We start from the raw sequence: 21,073 nt of genomic DNA, 5'->3' as shown, positions 1-21,073 counted from the left end.
CATGAGGAGAGCGCGCGTGTCGCCAAACCTGTTCCGACGATAACCATCAGCCCGCTGTGCGTTTCCCGTTTCGCCCATTTTTTGGCTGCTATTTATTACAGGCCCAGGTTCATGCCCGAATACGTTAATTGGCTTCGTCACGCTTCGCCCTACATCAACGCTCACCGCGATTGCACCTTCGTCGTCATGCTGCCCGGCGATGGCGTCGAGCACGCGAACTTCGGCAACATTGTCCACGACCTCGTGCTGCTGCACAGTCTGGGCGTGCGGCTGGTGCTGGTGCACGGTTCCCGTCCGCAAATTGAAACCCGTCTCGCCGCGCGCGGCCTGACCCCGCATTACCACCACGGCATGCGCGTCACCGATGCCGCGACGCTTGAGTGCGTCATAGACGCGGTCGGCCAGTTGCGCATCGCCATCGAGGCGCGCCTGTCGATGGACATGGCCTCGTCGCCCATGCAGGGCTCGCGCCTGCGGGTGGCCAGCGGCAATCTGGTCACAGCCAGGCCCATCGGCGTGCTGGAAGGTGTGGATTATCATCACACCGGCGAAGTGCGTCGGGTCGACCGCAAGGGCATCAATCGTCTGCTCGACGAGCGTTCCATCGTCCTGTTGTCGCCACTGGGCTACTCGCCGACCGGTGAGATTTTCAACCTCGCCTGTGAAGACGTCGCCACCCGCGCGGCCATCGATCTTGGCGCAGACAAGCTGCTGCTGTTTGGCGCCGACATGGGCTTGATCGACGAGAATGGCCGACTGGTTCGCGAGCTGCGTCCGCAACAGGTGCCCGCCCACCTGCAACGTCTGGGCAACAATTACCAGGCCGAGCTGCTCGACGCTGCAGCCGAGGCCTGCCGCGGGGGGGTAGCGCGCAGCCACATCGTCAGTTATGCCGAAGACGGCGCGCTGCTGACCGAACTCTTCACCCGCGACGGCGGCGGCACGCTGGTGGCGCAGGAGCAGTTCGAAGTGGTCCGTGAAGCGGCGATTGAAGACGTCGGCGGTCTGCTCGACCTGATCAGCCCGCTGGAAGAGCAGGGCATTCTGGTGCGGCGTTCGCGCGAGGTGCTGGAGCGTGAGATCGAGCAGTTCAGTGTGGTGGAGCGTGAGGGCATGATCATCGCGTGCGCGGCGCTGTATCAGATTGCCGATTCGGATGCTGGCGAGCTGGCGTGCCTGGCGGTGAACCCGGAATACCGGCACGGCGGTCGTGGCGATGAGCTGCTGGAGCGCATTGAAACCCGTGCGCGTGCGCAGGGTTTGAATACCTTGTTCGTGCTGACGACCCGTACCGCTCACTGGTTTCGCGAGCGTGGGTTCGTGCCTAGCAGCGTTGAGCGCCTGCCGTCGGCACGGGCGTCCCTGTACAACTATCAGCGTAATTCGAAGATCTTCGAAAAGACGCTTTAGCGTGTTCCGAGTTCCTGTGACCTGGTACCTGTCACTCTGACGTGCGGAGAGGGGGCTTGCCCCCGATGGGCTGCGCAGCCGCCCTGAAACCCGCAGCGCTGGTGCAATACCGCCATTCCCCCTTTGCCTGTACCGGCGCCCGTCTGATAGCCCACGGTGAGTATTCCGCGCTCGCCGAAAAAGACGGTGGACGATACAAAAACTGTAACAAATGGTCTGGATAGTGCGCGTCTGGTGGTTATGGAGCCTTTTTCCTGGATTGATTTGCCCAAAGCAGTCGACCTAAAAAAACAGGTAAATAACGATGGGGTTAGCTCAGGAGTTAAACGCGTCCACCGCGTTCACTGGCTATATTTCGAAAAAGTATGAAATTCAAATGGTCAAATCATTTGGTTTATATGCAATTAAATGGGCCGAAATCGCACCCGAAACCGAAGATTAGACTATGGTCGTAGGCACACATAGTTACGATTGACTTGTTAGTCACGGTGCGGCGCTAATCTACCATCTTAGGAATTCGGGGCGCACGACCCCGGACCAAGAAAACAAGAATTAGAAACGAGAGGAGCTTGATAATGAAAAAGTCCACCTTGGCCCTGGCCGTGGCTGTAGGGGTTATGGCGCAGCAGGCAGGCGCCGCCGGTTTCATCGAAGACAGCAAGGCGTCCGTCAGTTCGCGGACTATGTATTTCAACGCTGACAACCGTGATGGCGGGGCGGATCAACGTGAGACCGCGCAGGGTTTCAAATTCGACTTTATTTCCGGTTTTACTCAAGGTGTTGTTGGTTTCGGGTTTGACGCTCAAGCCCTCGTGGGGATTTACCTGGGTGGCGATAACAAGCATACATACCCGAGTTCATTCTTTCCGAGTGAGTCCGGCAATTCAGCTGCCGATTCATGGAGCCGGGTGAACGGTAACGTCAAGGCGCGCTTCTCCAAGACTGAAGCCCACTATGGCGGCGCTCTGCAGCCCAACATGCCGATCTTGGTCGCGAACGACAGCCGTTTGCTGCCGCAGACCTTTGAAGGTGGCACCATCACCTCGAAGGAAATTGACAACGTGACATTCAACGTTGGTCAGCTGGAGCATGCATCGGGTCGTGCTTCGTCCAACTCAACGGGGCTGTCGGTGGCGGGTGCAACTCAGGAAAGCAATCAATTCCGTTACGCGGGCGCTGACTGGAAGGTTACTAAAGAACTTACGCTGCAGGCCTACCACTCCAACCTGGAAAATTTCTACAAGCAGACTTTCCTCGGGCTGACACACGTTTACCCGATCAGTGCTAATCAATCCTTCAAGACTGACCTGCGCTATTTCGACAGCAGTTCCGATGGCAAAAACGGCGAAGCTGGCTACGCGTTCAACAACAACGGCGGTTATGCGAAGAAGGCCGGAGAAGTCGACAACAAAACCTGGAGTGCGATATTCACGTACACCCTGGGTGGAAGTGCTTTCCTGTTGGGTCATCAACAGGTCGGGGATGATGGCGGCTTCGTTTATTTGAACCAAGGCAGTGTGACCAACGATGGTGGTCGTAGTGAGGAAGCCGGCGGTGCCAGCTTCTATCTGTTCACTGACGCCATGATCAACGGCTTCGTTCGTGCCGGTGAAAACACTACTTTCGGTCAATACACTTACGACTTCGCTGCACTGGGTGTCCCAGGCCTCAAGGCATCGGCTGCTTACTTGCGTGGCGACGATATCAAATCGCGGACTGTTGGCGGCCCGGATGCCACCGAGTGGGAACGTGACCTGCGTGTGGATTACGTGATTCAAACGGGCGCTTTGAAAGGTTTCGGGACTACGGTCCGTCACGGTACGTATCGTGGCGACGCTGTCGGTATCAGCGATGCAGACCAGACCCGTCTGATCTTCAACTACACCTACAGCTTCCTGTAACGCTCCTCTCGAAAAAGAAAGCCTCGCCATTTGGCGAGGTTTTTTTTCATCTGTTTTTTATATTCCAATTTTGACTTGCTTTGGAATTTAATATTCTTTTTAGCTTTTACGTTTTGCCCCTAAAGTGCATCCCTCCCAGGCCGATAGCTTGGGTCCATAAATGAAATAGCGCTGTCGTTTTTTATTTCCGTACGGCATGAAAAAGAATGAAATAATTTTTTTTAGGTTTACCATGCGCACCGATTTCAACGTGGCCAGACCCTTGACGTAGACGCTTGGGCTCACACCAAACGTGAACCACGATCGGTGCCGACGCACATTTCCGGATCCAGAGCATTCGACTCACGACCGGACAAAAATTAGAAACGATAGGAGCGAAACACATGAACAAGTCCACTCTGGCCCTGGCTGTGGTCGCAGGGGTTATGGCGCAGCAGGCAAGCGCCGCCGGGTTTATCGAAGACAGCAAGGCCACGTTGGGGCTGCGTAACTTCTACATCAATACGGATAACCGTGATGGCGCGGCGGGCACTCCTGCCAGCCGGACAAATGGTGTCCAGAGCAAAAACGAGGAATGGGGCCAAGGTTTCGACCTGCGCTTTATCTCCGGCTATACGCAAGGCACCGTCGGTTTCGGTATAGACGCAATTGGCCTGCTGGGCGTACGTCTGGATTCGGGGGGCGGTACAAACGGAGCTACCGCAACTTCTTATGGCGGCACCGTGTTCCCTAGCAAGTCTAACGGTGAAGCCGTCGATAACTTCTCCAGCTTGGGTCTGACTGCAAAAGCCAAGATATCCCAGACCGAATTGAAACTGGGCACGTTGCAGCCAAAGAACCCGGTGATCGCGACCAACGACGGTCGTTTATTGCCGCAAACCTGGCAGGGTGGCCAAATTACTTCAGGTGACATCAAGGATTTGACGTTGGTCGGCGGCCAGATTGAATCCGTGAAGGGCCGTAACTCCAGCAACAATGAGCAGCTGTCTATTGGTGGCGCAAACAGCCCGACTGTTTCCGGTCGCGATAGCAACAAGTTCATCTACGCCGGTGGCGACTACAAAATCACCAAGGACCTGACTGCCCAGTACTACTACGGCAATCTTGAGGACTTCTACAAGCAACACTTCCTTGGTCTGGTGCACAACTGGGCTATCGGACCGGGCGTGCTGAAGTCTGATCTTCGTTATTTCAACAGCTCGGATGATGGCGCCAACGGTGATACGCCGGCTTATTACAGCAACGGCAATTACACGGGCGTCGCGAGCGGTCGCGGCAAAGTCGACAACAACCTGTACAGCGGCCTGTTCCTGTACACCGTTGCGGGTCACACCTTTGGCGGTGGTTATCAGGTCAGCAATGGCAGCAGCGACTTCCCTTGGTTGAACCAGGGCGACGGTTCGTCGAACTACACCATCACTGATATGCAAATCCAGAAGTTCGGACGTGCCGGCGAGCGCACTTGGCAAGCTCGTTATTCGTATGACTTCGCCAAAGTCGGCCTGCCAGGCCTGACCGCCGGTATGGTTTACCTGCGTGGCGACAACATCGACACCGTGGGTAGCAACGGCGCCGAGAATGGTTCCGGTCGGTCCGAGTGGGAGCGCGATCTGACCGTAGCCTATGTCGTTCCAGCAGGTCCGTTGAAGAACGTCGGCTTCATGTGGAAAAACGCGACATGGCGCAACGACATTCCAGGTCAGCGCGATCAGGATGAAAACCGCCTGATCCTCAGCTACTCGATCCCGCTGTTGTAACAGCACTCGCATCACTGCTGAGAAAAAGCCCCGCCCGGCGTTATGCCGAGCGGGGCTTTTTGCGTTGTAGGGGCCCACTCCATCAAGATCTATATATTCTCAATAGGTCTAACTAAATTGATATTTATTCTTTTTAACAACAAAAAAATGCAGGCACAGTGAGCTCATACAGCACTCACCAGGAGCAGCACCATGAGCCTCAGACTCGGCGACATCGCCCCCGACTTCGAACAGGATTCCAGCGCCGGCACCTTGCGTTTTCACGAATGGCTAGGCGATAGCTGGGGCGTGCTGTTTTCTCACCCCGCAGATTTCACGCCGGTGTGCACCACCGAACTGGGGTTTACCGCCAGGCTCAAGGACGAATTCGCCCAGCGCGGGGTCAAGGTCATTGCGCTGTCCGTGGACCCGGTGGACTCGCACCACCGATGGATCGAGGACATCAACGAAACCCAGAACACCGCCGTCAACTTTCCTATCCTCGCCGACGCTGATCGCAAGGTCTCGGACCTGTATGACCTGATTCATCCTAACGCCCACGACACCCTCACCGTGCGTTCACTATTCGTGATCGACCCGAACAAGAAGATTCGGTTGACCATCACCTACCCGGCAAGCACAGGGCGCAACTTCCATGAAATCCTGCGCGTGATCGACTCGTTGCAATTGACCGACAACTACAAGGTCGCCACGCCGGCCAACTGGCAGGACGGTGACGAGGTGGTGATAGTGCCATCGCTCAAGGATGAAGATGAAATCAGACAGCGTTTTCCCAAGGGCTACCGCGCGGTGAAGCCCTACCTGCGCCTGACGCCGCAACCGAATCGTTGACGATCTCAAGGGACCACAAGCAGGGGATTTTCAGGCCGTTTCGACGGCCTTTTTTATAAGCATAATGCAGCAATTCGCTTAGTCCTGAAACGCATAACCAAATGAATAAATATGATTTATGGATATATAAATCCCCTGTTAAGGTCATCCCATCAAAGCGAGATCGCACACTGCGAACCGCCTGCACCGTTCAAGGAATACCCCAATGTTGGTCGTCTCACTCGGTGGCAGTCCCAGCCAACGCTCCCGTTCCGGGGTGCTGCTGGAACGCTCGCACCGCTGGTTGCAGGAGCAAGGTGTGGAAGTGGTCAGTTACCGGATACGGGACTTCCCGGCCGAAGATTTACTGCACGCACGCTTCGACAGCCCGAAGGTGATCGACCTGCTGCAACAGATTGAAAATGCCGACGGCGTGGTGATTGCCACGCCGGTTTACAAAGCCTCGTTCTCGGGTGCATTGAAGACGTTGCTGGACTTGCTACCCGAGCGCGCATTGGCGCACAAAGTGGTGCTGCCTATCGCCACCGGTGGCAGCATCGCCCACATGCTCGCGGTCGATTACGCGCTCAAGCCGGTACTCTCGGCGTTGAAAGCCCAGGAAATGCTTCACGGAATATTCGCCGTCGACAGCCAGATTGCTTACGGCGAAGGCAGTGCCCAGGCGCAATTGGCGCCGGAGCTGGAACAGCGACTGACTGAATCACTGGAACTGTTTTTCAGCGCGATGGCCCGACGGCCGAAACCGCTTGATCCGAGCCTATTGAACGAACGTCTGTTGAGTGCTCGCTGGAGCATTTAAGCGCACTCAAACCACACCTGAATTTGATGTACTCACCTTACTCGCCCGCTAACGGGCAAGCAGGTGCAGCCAAAACCCAACTGCAAAAAGGAGAGCGCTATGCGCACTGTCATTTTGCGTCGTGGTCTGGTCGCTCTGTTTGCTGCGGCTGTGTCCTTCGGCGCCATTACACAAGCTCAGGCCGAGACGTTAAGAATCGGTTATCAGAAGTACGGCACGCTGGTGCTGCTCAAAGCCAAGGGCACGCTGGAAAACCGTCTCGCCGCGCAAGGCGTGGATGTGAAATGGACCGAATTCCCCGGTGGCCCGCAACTGCTTGAAGGCCTGAACGTGGGCTCCATCGACTTCGGCGTTACCGGCGAAACCCCGCCGGTGTTTGCCCAGGCAGCCGGCGCCGATCTGCTCTACGTCGCGTACGAACCGCCAGCGCCGCACAGCGAAGCGATCCTGGTGCCGAAAGACTCGCCGATCAAATCGGTGCAGGACCTCAAAGGCAAAAAAATCGCTCTGAACAAAGGCTCAAACGTGCATTACCTGCTGGTGCGTGCGCTGGAAGAGGCCGGCCTCAAATACAGCGACATCCAGACCGTTTTTCTGCCGCCCGCCGATGCCCGCGCTGCCTTTGAGCGTGGCAGCGTAGACGCCTGGGTCATCTGGGATCCCTACCAGGCCGCCGCCGAACAGCAGTTGCAAGCGCACACCCTGCGCGATGGCCAAGGCATCGTCGACAACCATCAGTTCTACCTCGCGACCAAACCCTACGCACAGAAAAATCCTCAGGTGATCAAGACCCTCGTGGAAGAAGTGCGCGCTGTGGGCGAGTGGTCCCGGGCGAATCCTGAAGACGTGACCCAGCAAGTCGCGCCCCTGCTCGGCCTGCCAGCGGACATCACCCTGACTTCGGTAAAACGCCAAGGCTACGGTGCCTTGTTCCTGACTCCGGAAGTGGTCGCCGCGCAGCAAAAAATCGCCGACAGCTTCTACCAGCTCAAATTGATTCCGAAGCCGCTCAGCATCAAAGACGTGATCTGGACGCCACCGGCCGCCGTTGCCACCGCGCGATAATTCGATTCCCCAAGGAGACCACTCCATGAGCCTCAACATTTTCTGGTTCCTGCCTACCCACGGCGATGGCCATTACCTCGGCACTTCAGAGGGAGCGCGCGCCGTCGACCACGGCTATTTGCAGCAGATCGCGCAAGCGGCCGATCGTCTCGGGTTTGGTGGGGTGCTGATTCCCACGGGCCGCTCCTGCGAAGATTCCTGGCTGGTCGCCGCGTCGCTGATCCCGGTGACTCAGCGCTTGAAATTTCTGGTCGCATTGCGTCCCGGGATCATTTCCCCGACAGTCGCCGCGCGTCAGGCGGCCACGCTGGATCGCCTGTCCGGTGGCCGTGCACTGTTCAACCTGGTCACCGGCGGTGATCCAGAAGAATTGGCTGGCGACGGGTTGCTCCTGACGCACGAAGAACGTTATCAGGCCTCCGTGGAATTCACCCGCATCTGGCGCCGCGTGCTGGAAGGTGAAACCGTCGATTACCACGGCCAGCACATCAGCGTGAAAGGCGCCAAGCTGCTCTATCCGCCGATCCAGCAACCGCGTCCGCCGCTGTACTTTGGCGGTTCCTCGGAAGCGGCGCAGGATCTGGCGGCGGAACAAGTAGAAATGGTCCTCACCTGGGGCGAACCGCCGGCCGCCGTCGCGGAGAAAATCGAGCAGGTTCGCGCCAAGGCCGCCAAACTGGGGCGCACTGTGCGCTTCGGCATCCGCCTGCACGTGATCGTGCGCGAAACCAATGCCCAAGCCTGGCAAGCGGCGGATCGCCTGATCTCGCATCTGGACGACGACACCATCGCCCGTGCCCAGGCTTCCCTGGCGCGTTTCGATTCGGTCGGCCAGCAACGCATGGCGGCGCTGCACGGCGGTAGCCGCGACAACCTCGAAGTCAGCCCCAACCTGTGGGCCGGTGTCGGGCTGGTGCGCGGCGGTGCCGGTACGGCGTTGGTGGGTGATGGCCCGACCGTGGCCGCGCGCGTAAAGGAATACGCAGACCTGGGCATCGACACCTTCATCTTCTCCGGTTATCCGCACCTGGAAGAGTCGTACCGGGTCGCCGAGCTGCTGTTCCCGCACCTGGACATCGAGCGCCCGCCGTTGCCGCAAGGCGCCAACTACGTCAGCCCGTTCGGCGAAATGGTCGCCAACGACATACTTCCCAAAGCCGCGTCGCAGAGCTGAGGCGCGCCATGAAGAAAATCATCCACAGCCTTGCGCCCTGGGCGTTGCCGGTTTTGCTGCTGGCGGTGTGGCAGCTGTCAGTGTCGGCCGGCTGGTTGTCGACACGGATTCTGCCGGCGCCGCTCGCGGTGATCGAAGCCGGCATCAGCCTGGTGCGAAGTGGCGATATCTGGACGCATCTGGCGATCAGCGGCTGGCGTGCGGCGCTGGGGTTCACCATTGGCGGCAGCATCGGCCTGGTACTGGGTTTCATCACCGGCCTGTCGAAATGGGGTGAACGACTGCTCGACAGTTCGGTGCAGATGATCCGCAACGTACCGCACCTGGCGCTGATTCCGCTGGTGATCCTGTGGTTCGGCATCGACGAGTCGGCGAAGATTTTTCTGGTGGCACTGGGCACGTTGTTCCCCATTTACCTCAACACCTATCACGGCATTCGCAACGTCGATCCGGCGCTGGTGGAGATGGCGCGCAGTTACGGCCTGTCCGGTTTCAGCCTGTTCCGCCAAGTGATTCTGCCGGGTGCGCTGCCTTCGATTCTGGTCGGCGTACGCTTCGCCCTGGGCTTTATGTGGCTGACCCTGATCGTCGCGGAAACCATTTCCGCCAGCTCGGGCATCGGCTATCTGGCGATGAATGCCCGGGAATTCTTGCAAACTGATGTGGTGGTGCTGGCGATTCTTTTATATGCAATGCTCGGCAAGCTGGCCGACCTCGCGGCCCGTGGCCTGGAGCGCGTCTGGCTGCGCTGGCATCCGGCGTATCAGGTTGCCAGGGGAGGTGCGGCATGACGGCTCAACAACCCCCACGCCTGTTGCGCGGAATTCCGCTGGCGGTGCGCAAACTGCAGAAAACCTTTGGCTCACGGCAAGTGTTGCGCGGCATTGATCTGCATATTCCGGCCGGGCAATTTGTGGTCGTGGTGGGCCGCAGTGGTTGCGGCAAAAGCACCTTGCTGCGCTTACTCGCCGGGCTCGATAAAGCCACTGGCGGTGAATTGCTGGCCGGCTCTGCTGCGTTGACTGACGCACGCGAAGACACCCGGCTGATGTTCCAGGAAGCGCGCTTGCTGCCCTGGAAAAAGGTCATCGACAACGTCGGTCTCGGCTTGTCCGGCAACTGGCGGCCTCAAGCGCTGGAAGCGTTGGAATCGGTCGGTCTGGCGGACCGCGCCAACGAGTGGCCGGCGGCACTGTCCGGCGGGCAAAAGCAACGGGTGGCGCTGGCCCGCGCGCTGATTCATCAACCGCGCTTGCTCCTGCTGGACGAGCCATTGGGCGCGCTGGATGCGCTGACCCGCATTGAAATGCAGCAACTGATCGAGCGGCTTTGGCTGAAGCACGGCTTCACCGTGTTGCTGGTGACCCATGACGTCAGTGAAGCGGTGGCAATTGCCGATCGGGTGCTCCTGATTGAAGAGGGCGAAGTTGGCCTCGATCTGCACGTCGAACTCCCGCGCCCTCGGGTGCGTGGCTCTCATCGACTGGCGACGCTGGAAACCGAAGTCCTCAACCGCGTTCTCGCATTGCCCGGCCAACCGCCGGAACCGGAACCTGTTCCACCCTTGCCCACGCAATTGCGCTGGGCGCAATAGAAGCAGCGGCAAGTTGCAAGCGACAAGCTGCAAGTGGAGTGGATCGCTTTTACTTGCAGTTTGAGGCTTGCCACTGGCAGCTGATTTTTTCGACCCTAGGAGAAATCGTATGACCATCAAAGCCATTAACGTGCGTAATCAGTTCAAAGGCCACATCAAGGAAATCGTGCTGGGTGACGTGCTGTCGGAAATCGACGTGCAGACCGCTTCCGGCATCGTCACTTCGGTGATCACCACACGCTCGGTGAAAGAGCTGGAACTGGTGGTCGGCAGCGAGGTGATCGCGTTTGTGAAATCCACGGAAGTGTCGATCGCCAAGTTGTGATGCATGCGCCACCTGCAGCCCCGGACGGCGCGAGCCTTTCGGGGTTTTTTATGGGTGTGAACAGGTCATATCAGCGGCGCGGCCATCGCGAGCAGGCTCGCTCCCACAGGGATTTTTGTAGTACACACATGCTGTGTTCACTGAAGATCCAGTGTGGGAGCGAGCCTGCTCGCGATGAGGCCATAGCAGCCGCCCCAGAGATCAGCCTGAAACCGCGCGCTTGTGCAGATACGGCGGCAAATACAACCCCAGATACGCATCAAACACCCGCATCCCTTCCTCGGCCATGCGCGGCGTAATCTGCCCGTGTTGCTGCACCGAGCGCGCGTAGACCCGATCACCCAGCTCCATGGCCAGCGCGAACACGTCGACATCGGTGGGCAGTTTCGGCAGTTCGAAATGGTGATCGAACAGCTTGTGCATCAAGTCGCCCAGTTCGATGTCGTGCTGACGGTCAGCCTGGGTCACTTCGGTCAGACCGTGCTGGGCGAGGATCAACTGGCGGGCGGCGGCGTCTTCGTCGTAGATCGCAAGCATTCGCTGTTCGACCAGGCGCGACAGGTCGTGCCAGTTGTGCAGGGCATGGTGGTCGATGGGCGCTTGCAGGCAGGCGCGGAAAGCCGCGTGAACGTCGGCGGTCAGCGCTTCGAGCAGGGCCGGGACGCTGGCGAAGAAGTGGTAGACGGAGGAGGGCGGGATTTGCGCGCGCTCGGCGACGCCGTAAATCGACAGGCTGGCCACGCCCTCGGCCGCCAGCAACGTGCGCGCGGCGTCGAGTATCGAATCGATCCGTGCCTGACTGCGGGCGCGGGGTTTGCGAACGGTGGCGGTGCGCGTCATTGGAGTCTCCTGCGGGGCAGCGGGCATTGTACGCAGAGCGCAGAGATGTTCCACATCCCTGAGGTGAGGGGATTTATCTGTGGTGAGGGTGTTTACCTGTGGCAAGGGGTTCACCTGTGGTGAGGGTGTTTACCTGTGGCGAGGGGGTTTACCCCCGTTGGGCTGCGCAGCAGCCCCAAAGCCAGCCAGTGCGGTATGCCTGACAGAACTCTATCGCGCCATCAAAGGGAGCGCTGCGCACTCCAGCGGGGGCAAGCCCCCTCGCCACGGGATATTTCGTCGGCCATAAAAAAACGTTCACCTGTGGCGAGGGGATTTATCTGTGGTGAGGGTATTTACCTCTGGTGAGGGGGTTTACCTGTGGCGAGGGGGTTTACCCCCGTTGGGCTGCGCAGCAGCCCCAAAGCCAGCCAGTGCGGTATGCCTGACAGAACTCTATCGCGCCATCAAAGGGAGCGCTGCGCACTCCAGCGGGGGCAAGCCCCCTCGCCACGGGATATTTCGTCGGCCATAAAAAAACGTTCACCTGTGGTGAGGGGTTTACCTGTGGCGAGGGGATTTATCTGTGGTGAGGGTGTTTACCTGTGGCGAGGGGGTTTACCCCCGTTGGGCTGCGCAGCAGCCCCAAAGCCAGCCAGTGCGGTATGCCTGACAGAACTGTATCGGGCCATCAAAGGGAGCGCTGCGCACTCCAGCGGGGGCGAGCCCCCTCGCCACGGGATGTTTCGGCGGCCATAAAAAAACGCCACAGGCTGTGAGGCCGGCGGCGTTCTTTTTTTGCTGCAACCGCTTACACGGTATGCAGATACCAGTTGTACTCAAGGTCGGAGATGGAGTGTTCAAACTCCTCCAGCTCACTTTCCTTGCAGGCCACAAAGATATCGATGTATTTCGGATCGATGTACCTGGCCATGACTTCGCTGTCGTCCAGCTCGCGCAATGCATCGCGCAGGTTGTTCGGCAGGCTTTGCTCGTTCTGCTCGTAGCTGTTGCCTTCCACGGGTGCGCCCGGTTCGATCTTGTTGGTCAGACCGTGGTGCACGCCCGCCAGGACCGAAGCCATCAGCAGGTACGGGTTGGCATCGGCACCGGCCACCCGATGTTCGATACGCACGGCGTCCGAGGAACCGGTCGGCACGCGAATCGCTACGGTGCGGTTGTCCAGGCCCCAGCACGGCGAATTCGGCACGTAAAATTGTGCGCCGAAACGACGGTACGAGTTGACGTTCGGGCAGAGGAAAGCCATCTGCGCCGGCAGGGTCTCGAGCACACCGCCGATCGCGTGACGCAGCGCGGCGTTCTGCTCGGGATCCTCGCTGGCAAAAATATTTTTGCCGTCTTTATCAAGAATCGAAATGTGTACATGCAGACCATTGCCGGCCTGGCCCGGGTAAGGCTTGGCCATGAAAGTGGTGTCCATTTCATGGTCGTAGGCGATGTTCTTGATCAGACGCTTGAGCAGTACCGCGTAGTCGCACGCCTTGATCGGGTCGGCGACGTGGTGCAGGTTCACTTCGAACTGCGCCGGGGCACTTTCCTTGACGATCGCGTCGGCCGGGATGCCTTGCTCTTTCGCACCTTCCAGAATGTCCTGGAGGCAGTCGACGTATTCGTCGAGGTCGTCGATCAGGTAAACCTGTGTCGAATGCGGGCGTTTGCCGGAAACTGGCGAGCGTGGCGGTTGCGGACGACCGTTCACGTTCTCCTGGTCGATCAGGTAGAACTCCAGTTCGAACGCGGCGCAGATGGTCAGCCCCATGTCGTCGAACTTGCGCACTACATTGGCCAGTACTTCTCGCGGGTCGGCAAAGAACGGCTGGCCTTCGAGCTCATGCATGGTCATTAACAGTTGCGCGGTAGGGCGCTTCTGCCAGGGCTCATTGCACAGGGTGTCCGGGATTGGATAGCAGATTCGGTCAGCATCGCCGATGTCCAGACCCAGGCCGGTGCTTTCCACCGTCGAGCCATTGATATCCAGAGCAAATAGGGAGGCCGGCAGGTTGATGCCTTTCTCGTAAACCTTGTGGAGACTGGTGCGTTCGATGCGCTTGCCGCGCACCACACCATTCATATCCGCAATCAGAAGGTCGACGTACAGAACCTCAGGATGTTCCTTAAGGAACGCGTTCGCTTCGTTAAGCTGAACGGCACGCGGGGGTACCGACATGATGCAACACCTTTGTTGTTAAAAATATCAATCATTGATCTCTTCGGGTTTCAGTCAACCCGAACGGCATGCCGAAGTCAAGCGAGGCCTTTTTTGCCCTGAAAAAGCGCCTGTGGGGCTTTTTTGCGGCACTTTGGGGCGCTTTTATGGGTTTGAGCGCTTTGCCTGGCACGGGCTTGAGCGGACCGTGTTGTATTTTTTACGGGGGTGTTGTGTAAAAAAATGAACAAGGCTAAGCTCGATTCAAACCCATAACAGCAATAATACCGGGGTGCTTCATGTCTTGCCTGCCGTTAATCGGCGTCACCACCTGCCCGCTGCAGACCTTTGTGCCGGTAGCGTCCGATATTCTGGACGGGCTCTGTGGCAGTCTGTTTACCGGCTCTCCTGACAATATAGAACTGTTTCCCGAGTGTGGCCCAGACAATGCGTCTTGCACCGCTCATGATTCTGCCCGCGAAAACCCTACAATGCCTGCCCATGCCACTGTCGCGGCGGGTATCCGTGCGCGGTAATGGCAGTGGCAATTTGTACCAAGCGACGCCCATGCGTCAAACAACGCCTGACTCATTAAAGTCAGGAAACTCAGCCTAAGAGGCATTTATGAGTAACAACCTCGACCAGCTCACCGATTGGTTGAAAGACCACAAGATCACAGAAGTCGAATGCATGATCGCCGACTTGACCGGGATCACCCGGGGCAAGATTTCGCCGACCAACAAGTTCATCGCTGAAAAAGGCATGCGCCTGCCCGAGAGCGTTCTGTTGCAGACCGTGACCGGCGACTATGTCGAAGACGACATCTATTACGAACTGCTCGATCCGGCCGACATCGACATGATTTGCCGCCCCGACCAGAACGCGGTTTACATGGTGCCCTGGTCCATCGAGCCGACCGCTCAGGTGATCCACGACGCTTATGACAAGCAAGGCAACCCGATCGAGCTGTCGCCGCGTAACGTACTCAAGAAAGTGTTGAAGCTCTATGCCGACAAAGGCTGGCAGCCCATCGTGGCGCCGGAAATGGAGTTTTACCTGACTAAACGCAGCGACGACCCGGACTACCCGCTGCAACCGCCGATTGGCCGTTCCGGTCGTCCGGAAACTGGCCGCCAGTCGTTCTCGATCGAAGCGGCGAACGAGTTCGACCCGCTGTTCGAAGACGTTTACGACTGGTGCGAATTGCAGGAGCTGGACCTCGATACGCTGATCCACGAGGACGGCACTGCGCAGATGGAAATCAACTTCCGTCACGGCGATGCCTTGTCCCTCGCCGACCAGATCCTGATCTTCAAACGCACCATGCGTGAAGCGGCGCTCAAGCATAACGTCGCGGCGACCTTCATGGCCAAACCCATGACCGGCGAGCCGGGCAGCGCGATGCATTTGCACCAGAGCATCATCAGCCTCGAGACCGGCAAAAACGTGTTCTCCAACGAAGACGGGACCATGAGCCAGTTGTTCCTGCACCACATCGGTGGCTTGCAGAAACTCATCCCCGAACTGCTGCCGTTGTTTGCGCCCAACGTCAATTCGTTCCGCCGCTTCCTGCCGGACACATCGGCACCGGTGAACGTGGAGTGGGGCGAAGAAAACCGCACCGTGGGCCTGCGGGTTCCGGATGCCGGGCCGCAAAACCGTCGGGTGGAAAACCGCCTGCCGGGCGCCGACGCCAACCCGTACCTGGCGATTGCCGCGAGCCTGCTCTGCGGCTACATCGGCATGGTCGAAGGGCTGAACCCAAGCGCGCCGGTAGTCGGTCGTGGCTATGAACGCCGCAACCTGCGCCTGCCGCTGACCATCGAAGACGCGCTGGAACGTATGGAACACAGCGCGACTGTCGAGAAATACCTGGGCAAAAAATTCATCACGGGCTACGTCGCGGTCAAGCGGGCCGAGCATGAAAACTTCAAGCGCGTGATCAGTTCGTGGGAGCGGGAATTCCTGCTTTTCGCCGTCTGACACGCCGGGCGCCGCCGCTGTCGGGCGGCGCTTTCAGCTGATCTTTTTAGGAGAATTCGCATGACCAGCAACAATCCGCAAACCCGTGAATGGCAGACCCTGAGCAACGATCATCACCTGGCCCCGTTCAGCGATTTCAAGCAGCTGAAAGAGAAAGGCCCGCGCATCATCACCAGCGCCAAAGGTGTGTACCTGTGGGACAGCGAAGGCAACAAGATTCTCGACGGCATGGCCGGCCTGTGGTGTGTGGCGATCGGTTACGGTCGTGATGAACTGGCTGACGCTGCCAGCAAGCAAATGCGCGAACTCCCTTATTACAACCTGTTCTTCCAGACCGCTCACCCGCCGGTGCTGGAATTGGCCAAAGCCATCGCCGACATCGCGCCGCAAGGCATGAACCACGTGTTCTTCACCGGTTCCGGTTCTGAAGGCAACGACACGATGCTGCGTATGGTCCGCCATTACTGGGCGATCAAGGGCCAGCCAAACAAGAAGGTCATCATCAGTCGCAAGAACGGTTATCACGGGTCCACCGTGGCCGGCGCGAGCCTGGGTGGCATGACTTACATGCACGAGCAGGGCGATTTGCCGATTCCGGGCATCGTTCACATTGCGCAGCCGTACTGGTTCGCCGAAGGCGGCGACATGACGCCGGAAGAGTTCGGTGTGTGGGCGGCCAATCAGCTGGAAGCAAAAATTCTCGAAGTGGGCGTGGATAACGTCGGTGCCTTTATTGCCGAGCCGATCCAGGGTGCCGGCGGCGTGATTATTCCGCCAGAAACCTACTGGCCGCGCATCAAGGAAATCCTCGCCAAGTACGACATCCTGTTCGTCGCGGACGAAGTGATCTGTGGTTTCGGCCGCACCGGTGAGTGGTTTGGTACCGATTTCTACGACCTCAAACCCGACATGATGACCATCGCCAAAGGCCTGACTTCCGGTTACATCCCGATGGGGGGGTTAATCGTGCGCGACGAGGTGGTCGCGGTGCTCAACGAAGGCGGCGATTTCAACCACGGTTTCACGTACTCCGGCCATCCTGTGGCAGCGGCGGTGGCGCTGGAAAATATCCGCATCATGCGCGACGAGAAAATTATCGAGCGCGTTCACGCAGAGTCGGCACCCTATTTGCAAAAGCGTCTGCGGGAGCTGAACGATCACCCGTTGGTGGGGGAAGTGCGCGGGGTTGGCCTGTTGGGGGCCATCGAACTGGTTCAGGACAAGGCCACGCGCAAGCGTTACGAAGGCAAGGGTGTAGGCATGATCTGCCGCACGTTCTGTTTCGAAAACGGCCTGATCATGCGCGCCGTCGGCGACACCATGATCATTGCGCCGCCACTGGTGATTACCAGGGCTGAAATCGATGAGCTGGTGACCAAGGCACGCAAGTGTCTGGACCTGACGCTGAGTGCGTTGCAGGGCTAAGTGCTAGGCTCTCTGCGAAGTGCGATGCGCGCATTTTGCCCGGAGCAAAACGAAGGCTGGGTCTTTCCTTGAAAGCCTGCCCTGGATCTTGCCAGACTACCCACCGTTCGGATGACCGGGAGAGGCTGCCGAGCATGCGGTTAAAAAGAAAAACTGGAGCATTACCCATGAAGGCATTAGGTATGAAGATAGCTGGCAAGACCCTCCTCGCCATGTCCCTGATGGGCGTGATGGCAGGCGCAGTTCAGGCCGATGACAAAGTCCTGCACGTGTACAACTGGTCCGATTACATCGCACCGGATACCGTCAAGAAATTCGAAGCCGAGTCGGGGATCAAAGTCGTTTATGACGTCTTCGACAGCAACGAAACCCTGGAAGCCAAATTGCTGGCAGGCAAGTCCGGGTACGACATCGTCGTGCCGTCGAACAACTTCCTGGCCAAGCAGATCAAGGCCGGGGTCTATCAGAAGTTGGACAAATCCAAACTGCCTGACTGGAAAAACCTTAACGCCGACCTGCTCAAAGCGGTCTCGGTGAGTGACCCGGGCAACGAACACGCTTTCCCGTACATGTGGGGTTCGATTGGTATTGGTTTCAACGCCGAGAAGGTCAAGGCTGCGCTGGGTGCCGATGCGCCGACCAATTCCTGGGACTTGCTGTTCAAACCTGAAAACGCTGCGAAGTTGAAATCGTGCGGTATCAGTTTCCTCGATTCTCCAACCGAGATGATTCCGGTGGCGTTGCACTACCTGGGCTATCCAACCGACAGCCAGGACAAAAAACAATTGGCCGAAGCCGAAGCACTGTTCCTGAAGATCCGTCCTTCGGTGGGCTACTTCCATTCGTCCAAGTACATCTCTGACCTGGCCAACGGCAACATCTGCGTAGCCGTGGGTTACTCGGGCGACATCTACCAGGCTAAAGCGCGCGCCGCTGAAGCCGGTGACAAGGTCAAAGTCAGCTACAACATTCCGAAAGAAGGTGCAGGCAGTTTCTACGACATGGTCGCCATCCCTAAAGATGCCGAAAACGTCGAAGGCGCCTACAAGTTCATGACCTTCCTGATGAAGCCGGAAATCATGGCTGAAATCACCAACGCCGTACGCTTCCCGAACGGCAACTCGGCCGCAACGCCGTTGGTGGAAAAAGACATTACCGAAGACCCGGGCGTCTACCCGCCTGCGGACGTGCTGGCCAAGCTGTACGCGATTGCCGACCTGCCGGCCGCGACCCAGCGGATCCTGACGCGCAGCTGGACCAAGATCAAATCCGGTAAATGACCATTGTAGGAGCGAGCTTGCTCGCGAAGAAATTCGCAACACCGCGGGCTATCAGACACTCCGCGTCATCGTTGGCGACCTTCGCGAGCAAGCCCGTTCCTACAAGGATTTTCATAAAGTTTGCTGGAATGGTTTATCGAAGGTAAGTTGCGCGCCGGTTGATTGCCGGACAGCCTTGGCTGTCATGTAACGCGGGCAACTTGGGCCCAACTAATTTAGAGGACCTCCACTTGCCAATTTTTTCTCTGTTACGCAATGCATTACTGGTCGGCGCCGGGCTCACGCTGGCGGTCGGTGTTCAGGCTGCCGGTACCGTGCATATTTATAATTGGTCGGACTACGTCGGCGAGACCACCCTGGCGGACTTCGAAAAAGAGACCGGCATCAAACCGGTTTACGACGTGTTCGACTCCAATGAAACCCTGGAAGGCAAACTGCTGGCCGGTCGCACCGGTTACGACGTGGTCGTGCCGTCCAACCATTTTCTCGGCAAACAGATCAAGGCCGGTGCTTTCCAGAAGCTCGACAAGAAACAACTGCCCAACTACGCCAACCTCGATCCGGTGCTGCTCAAGCGTCTGGAACAGAACGACCCGGGCAACCTGTACGCCGTGCCGTATCTGTGGGGCACCAACGGCATCGGTTACAACGTTGAAAAGGTCAAGGCTGTGCTCGGCCTCGACAAGATCGAATCGTGGGACGTGGTCTTCGAGCCGGAAAACATCAAGAAGCTGCAAAGCTGCGGCGTGGCATTTCTCGACTCTGCCGATGAAATGATGCCCACCGTGCTCAACTACATGGGCCTCGACGCCAATAGCACCAACCCTGAAGATTACAAAAAGGCCGAAGCCAAGTTGCTGAAAGTGCGTCCATACGTGACGTATTTCCACTCCTCCAAATACATCGCCGACCTGGCCAATGGTGACATCTGCGTCGCCATCGGCTTTTCCGGTGACATCTTCCAGGCCAAGGCCCGCGCGGCCGAAGCGGGCAAAGGTGTCGACATTGCCTACTCGATTCCCAAAGAGGGCGGCGCGCTCTGGTTCGACATGCTGGCAATCCCGAAAGACTCGGGCAACGCCAAGCAAGCGCACGCCTTCATCAACTATCTGCTCAAACCTGAGGTGATCGCCCAGGTCAGTGACTACGTGGGTTACGCCAACCCTAACCCTGGCTCAGACACGTTGATGGAGCAGTCCATCCGCACGGACGAATCGATTTATCCGCCGCAAGCAGTACTCGACAAAGCCTACGTGTCGATCGAGTTACCACCGAACATTCAACGCTTGATGACCCGCAGCTGGACCAAGGTCAAGTCGGGCAAATAGCTTCAAGGCTCAAACTATCCAAGGTTCGCCCGCTTGAGGTGAACTGCAATTTTGTTGGGAGTTTCGTAAATGGCAGTTGCCTCCGGCGCCTACAAGAAAGCCCTCGAGGGCGACCAGACACCGAAGCAGGTGCTGGTCAAGATCGACCGGGTCACCAAGAAGTTCGACGAGACGATTGCCGTGGACGATGTGTCCCTGGAGATCAAGAAAGGTGAAATCTTCGCCTTGCTTGGCGGCTCGGGATCGGGCAAATCCACATTGCTGCGCATGCTCGCAGGCTTCGAACGGCCCACGGAGGGGCGCATTTTCCTCGATGGCGTAGACATCACCGACATGCCGCCGTACGAGCGGCCAATCAACATGATGTTCCAGTCCTACGCCTTGTTCCCGCACATGACCGTGGCGCAGAACATCGCCTTCGGCCTCAAGCAGGACAAGATTCCGGCAACTGAAGTCGATGCGCGCGTGGCCGAGATGCTCAAGCTGGTGCAGATGAGCCAATATGCCAAGCGCAAGCCGCATCAGTTGTCCGGCGGTCAGCGCCAGCGTGTGGCGCTGGCGCGCTCGTTGGCCAAGCGTCCCAAGCTGTTGCTGCTCGACGAGCCGATGGGCGCACTGGACAAAAAACTGCGTTCGCAAATGCAGCTGGAACTGGTCGAGATCATCGAGCGCGTCGGCGTAACCTGCGTGATGGTAACGCACGATCAGGAAGAGGCCATGACCATGGCCGAGCGTATCGCGATCATGCACCTGGGCTGGATCGCACAGATCGGCAGCCCGATCGATATCTACGAAACCCCGACCAGTCGCCTGGTCTGCGAATTCATCGGTAACGTCAATATCTTCGAAGGCGAAGTGGTGGACGACGCCGAAGGGCATGCACTGATTACTTGCAAGGATCTGGACCGCAATATTTTCGTCGGGCACGGCATCAGCACCTCGGTGCAGGACAAGTCGGTCACTTACGCGATCCGCCCGGAAAAGTTGCTGGTCACTGCCGACATGCCGACCTGTGAATACAACTGGTCGAGCGGCAAGGTCCACGATATCGCCTACCTCGGCGGCCATTCGGTGTTCTATGTCGAGTTGCCGAGTGGCAAAATCGTGCAGTCGTTCGTCGCCAACGCCGAGCGTCGCGGTCAGCGTCCGACCTGGGGCGATCAGGTGTTCGTCTGGTGGGAAGACGACAGCGGCGTGGTGCTTCGCTCATGAACA

At 58.2% G+C, this 21,073-nt stretch carries 18 protein-coding genes; 16 read left to right on the top strand and 2 right to left on the bottom strand.

Annotation, left to right across the window (positions count from 1 at the left end):
- The first annotated feature begins 111 nt into the window (after positions 1–111).
- The 11 genes from argA to ACYZT1_RS24035 all read left to right on the top strand — a co-directional run bounded on the left by argA (position 112) and on the right by ACYZT1_RS24035 (position 10,856).
- Positions 112–1,410 (top strand): amino-acid N-acetyltransferase, encoded by a 1,299-nt coding sequence (argA, locus tag ACYZT1_RS24085; RefSeq protein WP_462017017.1) that lies wholly within the window; start codon positions 112–114, stop codon positions 1,408–1,410.
- A gap of 156 nt (positions 1,411–1,566) precedes the next feature.
- Positions 1,567–1,779 carry a hypothetical protein gene (locus tag ACYZT1_RS24080; RefSeq protein WP_462017016.1) on the top strand — a complete coding sequence of 71 codons (213 nt, stop codon included), beginning with the start codon at positions 1,567–1,569 and terminating at the stop codon, positions 1,777–1,779.
- Between the two features lie 206 nt (positions 1,780–1,985).
- Entirely contained in the window at positions 1,986–3,311 is a 1,326-nt protein-coding gene (locus ACYZT1_RS24075) for an OprD family porin (protein WP_462017015.1), read from the top strand.
- A gap of 383 nt (positions 3,312–3,694) precedes the next feature.
- Complete coding sequence (locus tag ACYZT1_RS24070) at positions 3,695–5,068, top strand: OprD family porin (RefSeq protein WP_462017014.1); 1,374 nt, start codon at positions 3,695–3,697, stop codon at positions 5,066–5,068.
- A 192-nt stretch (positions 5,069–5,260) separates the two neighbouring features.
- Entirely contained in the window at positions 5,261–5,899 is a 639-nt protein-coding gene (locus tag ACYZT1_RS24065; protein WP_462017013.1) for a peroxiredoxin, read from the top strand.
- A 205-nt stretch (positions 5,900–6,104) separates the two neighbouring features.
- Positions 6,105–6,698: an NADPH-dependent FMN reductase gene (gene ssuE, locus ACYZT1_RS24060; protein ID WP_462017012.1), complete on the top strand. Its 594-nt coding sequence runs from the start codon at positions 6,105–6,107 to the stop codon at positions 6,696–6,698.
- Positions 6,699–6,797: 99 nt separating this feature from the next.
- Positions 6,798–7,763: a sulfonate ABC transporter substrate-binding protein gene (locus ACYZT1_RS24055; protein WP_462017011.1), complete on the top strand. Its 966-nt coding sequence runs from the start codon at positions 6,798–6,800 to the stop codon at positions 7,761–7,763.
- A gap of 25 nt (positions 7,764–7,788) precedes the next feature.
- Complete coding sequence (ssuD, locus tag ACYZT1_RS24050; protein ID WP_462017010.1) at positions 7,789–8,937, top strand: FMNH2-dependent alkanesulfonate monooxygenase; 1,149 nt, start codon at positions 7,789–7,791, stop codon at positions 8,935–8,937.
- A gap of 8 nt (positions 8,938–8,945) precedes the next feature.
- Positions 8,946–9,728, top strand: coding sequence for an aliphatic sulfonate ABC transporter permease SsuC (gene ssuC / locus ACYZT1_RS24045; protein ID WP_462017009.1), 783 nt, complete (start codon positions 8,946–8,948; stop codon positions 9,726–9,728).
- Positions 9,725–10,531 (top strand): aliphatic sulfonates ABC transporter ATP-binding protein, encoded by an 807-nt coding sequence (ssuB, locus tag ACYZT1_RS24040; RefSeq protein ID WP_462017008.1) that lies wholly within the window; start codon positions 9,725–9,727, stop codon positions 10,529–10,531. The genes ssuC and ssuB overlap by 4 nt, the downstream gene beginning before the upstream one ends.
- A 109-nt stretch (positions 10,532–10,640) precedes the next feature.
- On the top strand, positions 10,641–10,856 hold the full coding sequence (locus ACYZT1_RS24035) for a TOBE domain-containing protein (RefSeq protein WP_003444581.1): 216 nt from the start codon (positions 10,641–10,643) through the stop codon (positions 10,854–10,856).
- Between the two features lie 201 nt (positions 10,857–11,057).
- Here ACYZT1_RS24035 and ACYZT1_RS24030 read toward each other — a convergent pair whose 3' ends face one another.
- Entirely contained in the window at positions 11,058–11,696 is a 639-nt protein-coding gene (locus ACYZT1_RS24030; protein ID WP_462017007.1) for a TetR/AcrR family transcriptional regulator, read from the bottom strand.
- A 790-nt stretch (positions 11,697–12,486) separates the two neighbouring features.
- A complete protein-coding gene (locus tag ACYZT1_RS24025) occupies positions 12,487–13,863 on the bottom strand; it encodes a glutamine synthetase family protein (protein ID WP_462017006.1) in 1,377 nt (458 codons plus the stop codon).
- 603 nt (positions 13,864–14,466) lie between these two features.
- Here ACYZT1_RS24025 and ACYZT1_RS24020 point away from each other — a divergent pair.
- The 5 genes from ACYZT1_RS24020 to ACYZT1_RS24000 all read left to right on the top strand — a co-directional run bounded on the left by ACYZT1_RS24020 (position 14,467) and on the right by ACYZT1_RS24000 (position 21,070).
- Positions 14,467–15,825: a glutamine synthetase family protein gene (locus ACYZT1_RS24020; RefSeq protein WP_462017005.1), complete on the top strand. Its 1,359-nt coding sequence runs from the start codon at positions 14,467–14,469 to the stop codon at positions 15,823–15,825.
- A 60-nt stretch (positions 15,826–15,885) separates the two neighbouring features.
- Positions 15,886–17,250 (top strand): aspartate aminotransferase family protein, encoded by a 1,365-nt coding sequence (locus tag ACYZT1_RS24015; RefSeq protein ID WP_462017004.1) that lies wholly within the window; start codon positions 15,886–15,888, stop codon positions 17,248–17,250.
- 182 nt (positions 17,251–17,432) lie between these two features.
- Positions 17,433–18,530: a polyamine ABC transporter substrate-binding protein gene (locus ACYZT1_RS24010; RefSeq protein ID WP_462019313.1), complete on the top strand. Its 1,098-nt coding sequence runs from the start codon at positions 17,433–17,435 to the stop codon at positions 18,528–18,530.
- A gap of 230 nt (positions 18,531–18,760) precedes the next feature.
- On the top strand, positions 18,761–19,858 hold the full coding sequence (locus ACYZT1_RS24005) for a polyamine ABC transporter substrate-binding protein (protein WP_462017003.1): 1,098 nt from the start codon (positions 18,761–18,763) through the stop codon (positions 19,856–19,858).
- Positions 19,859–19,927: 69 nt separating this feature from the next.
- The gene (locus tag ACYZT1_RS24000) at positions 19,928–21,070 is read left to right on the top strand and encodes an ABC transporter ATP-binding protein (RefSeq protein WP_462017002.1); all 1,143 of its coding nucleotides are present in this window, start codon (positions 19,928–19,930) and stop codon (positions 21,068–21,070) included.
- The last annotated feature ends 3 nt before the right edge of the window (positions 21,071–21,073 follow it).

It is taken from the genome of Pseudomonas sp. PB3P13, assembly GCF_054897735.1.
This window is presented reverse-complemented; position numbering and strand designations above follow the sequence as displayed.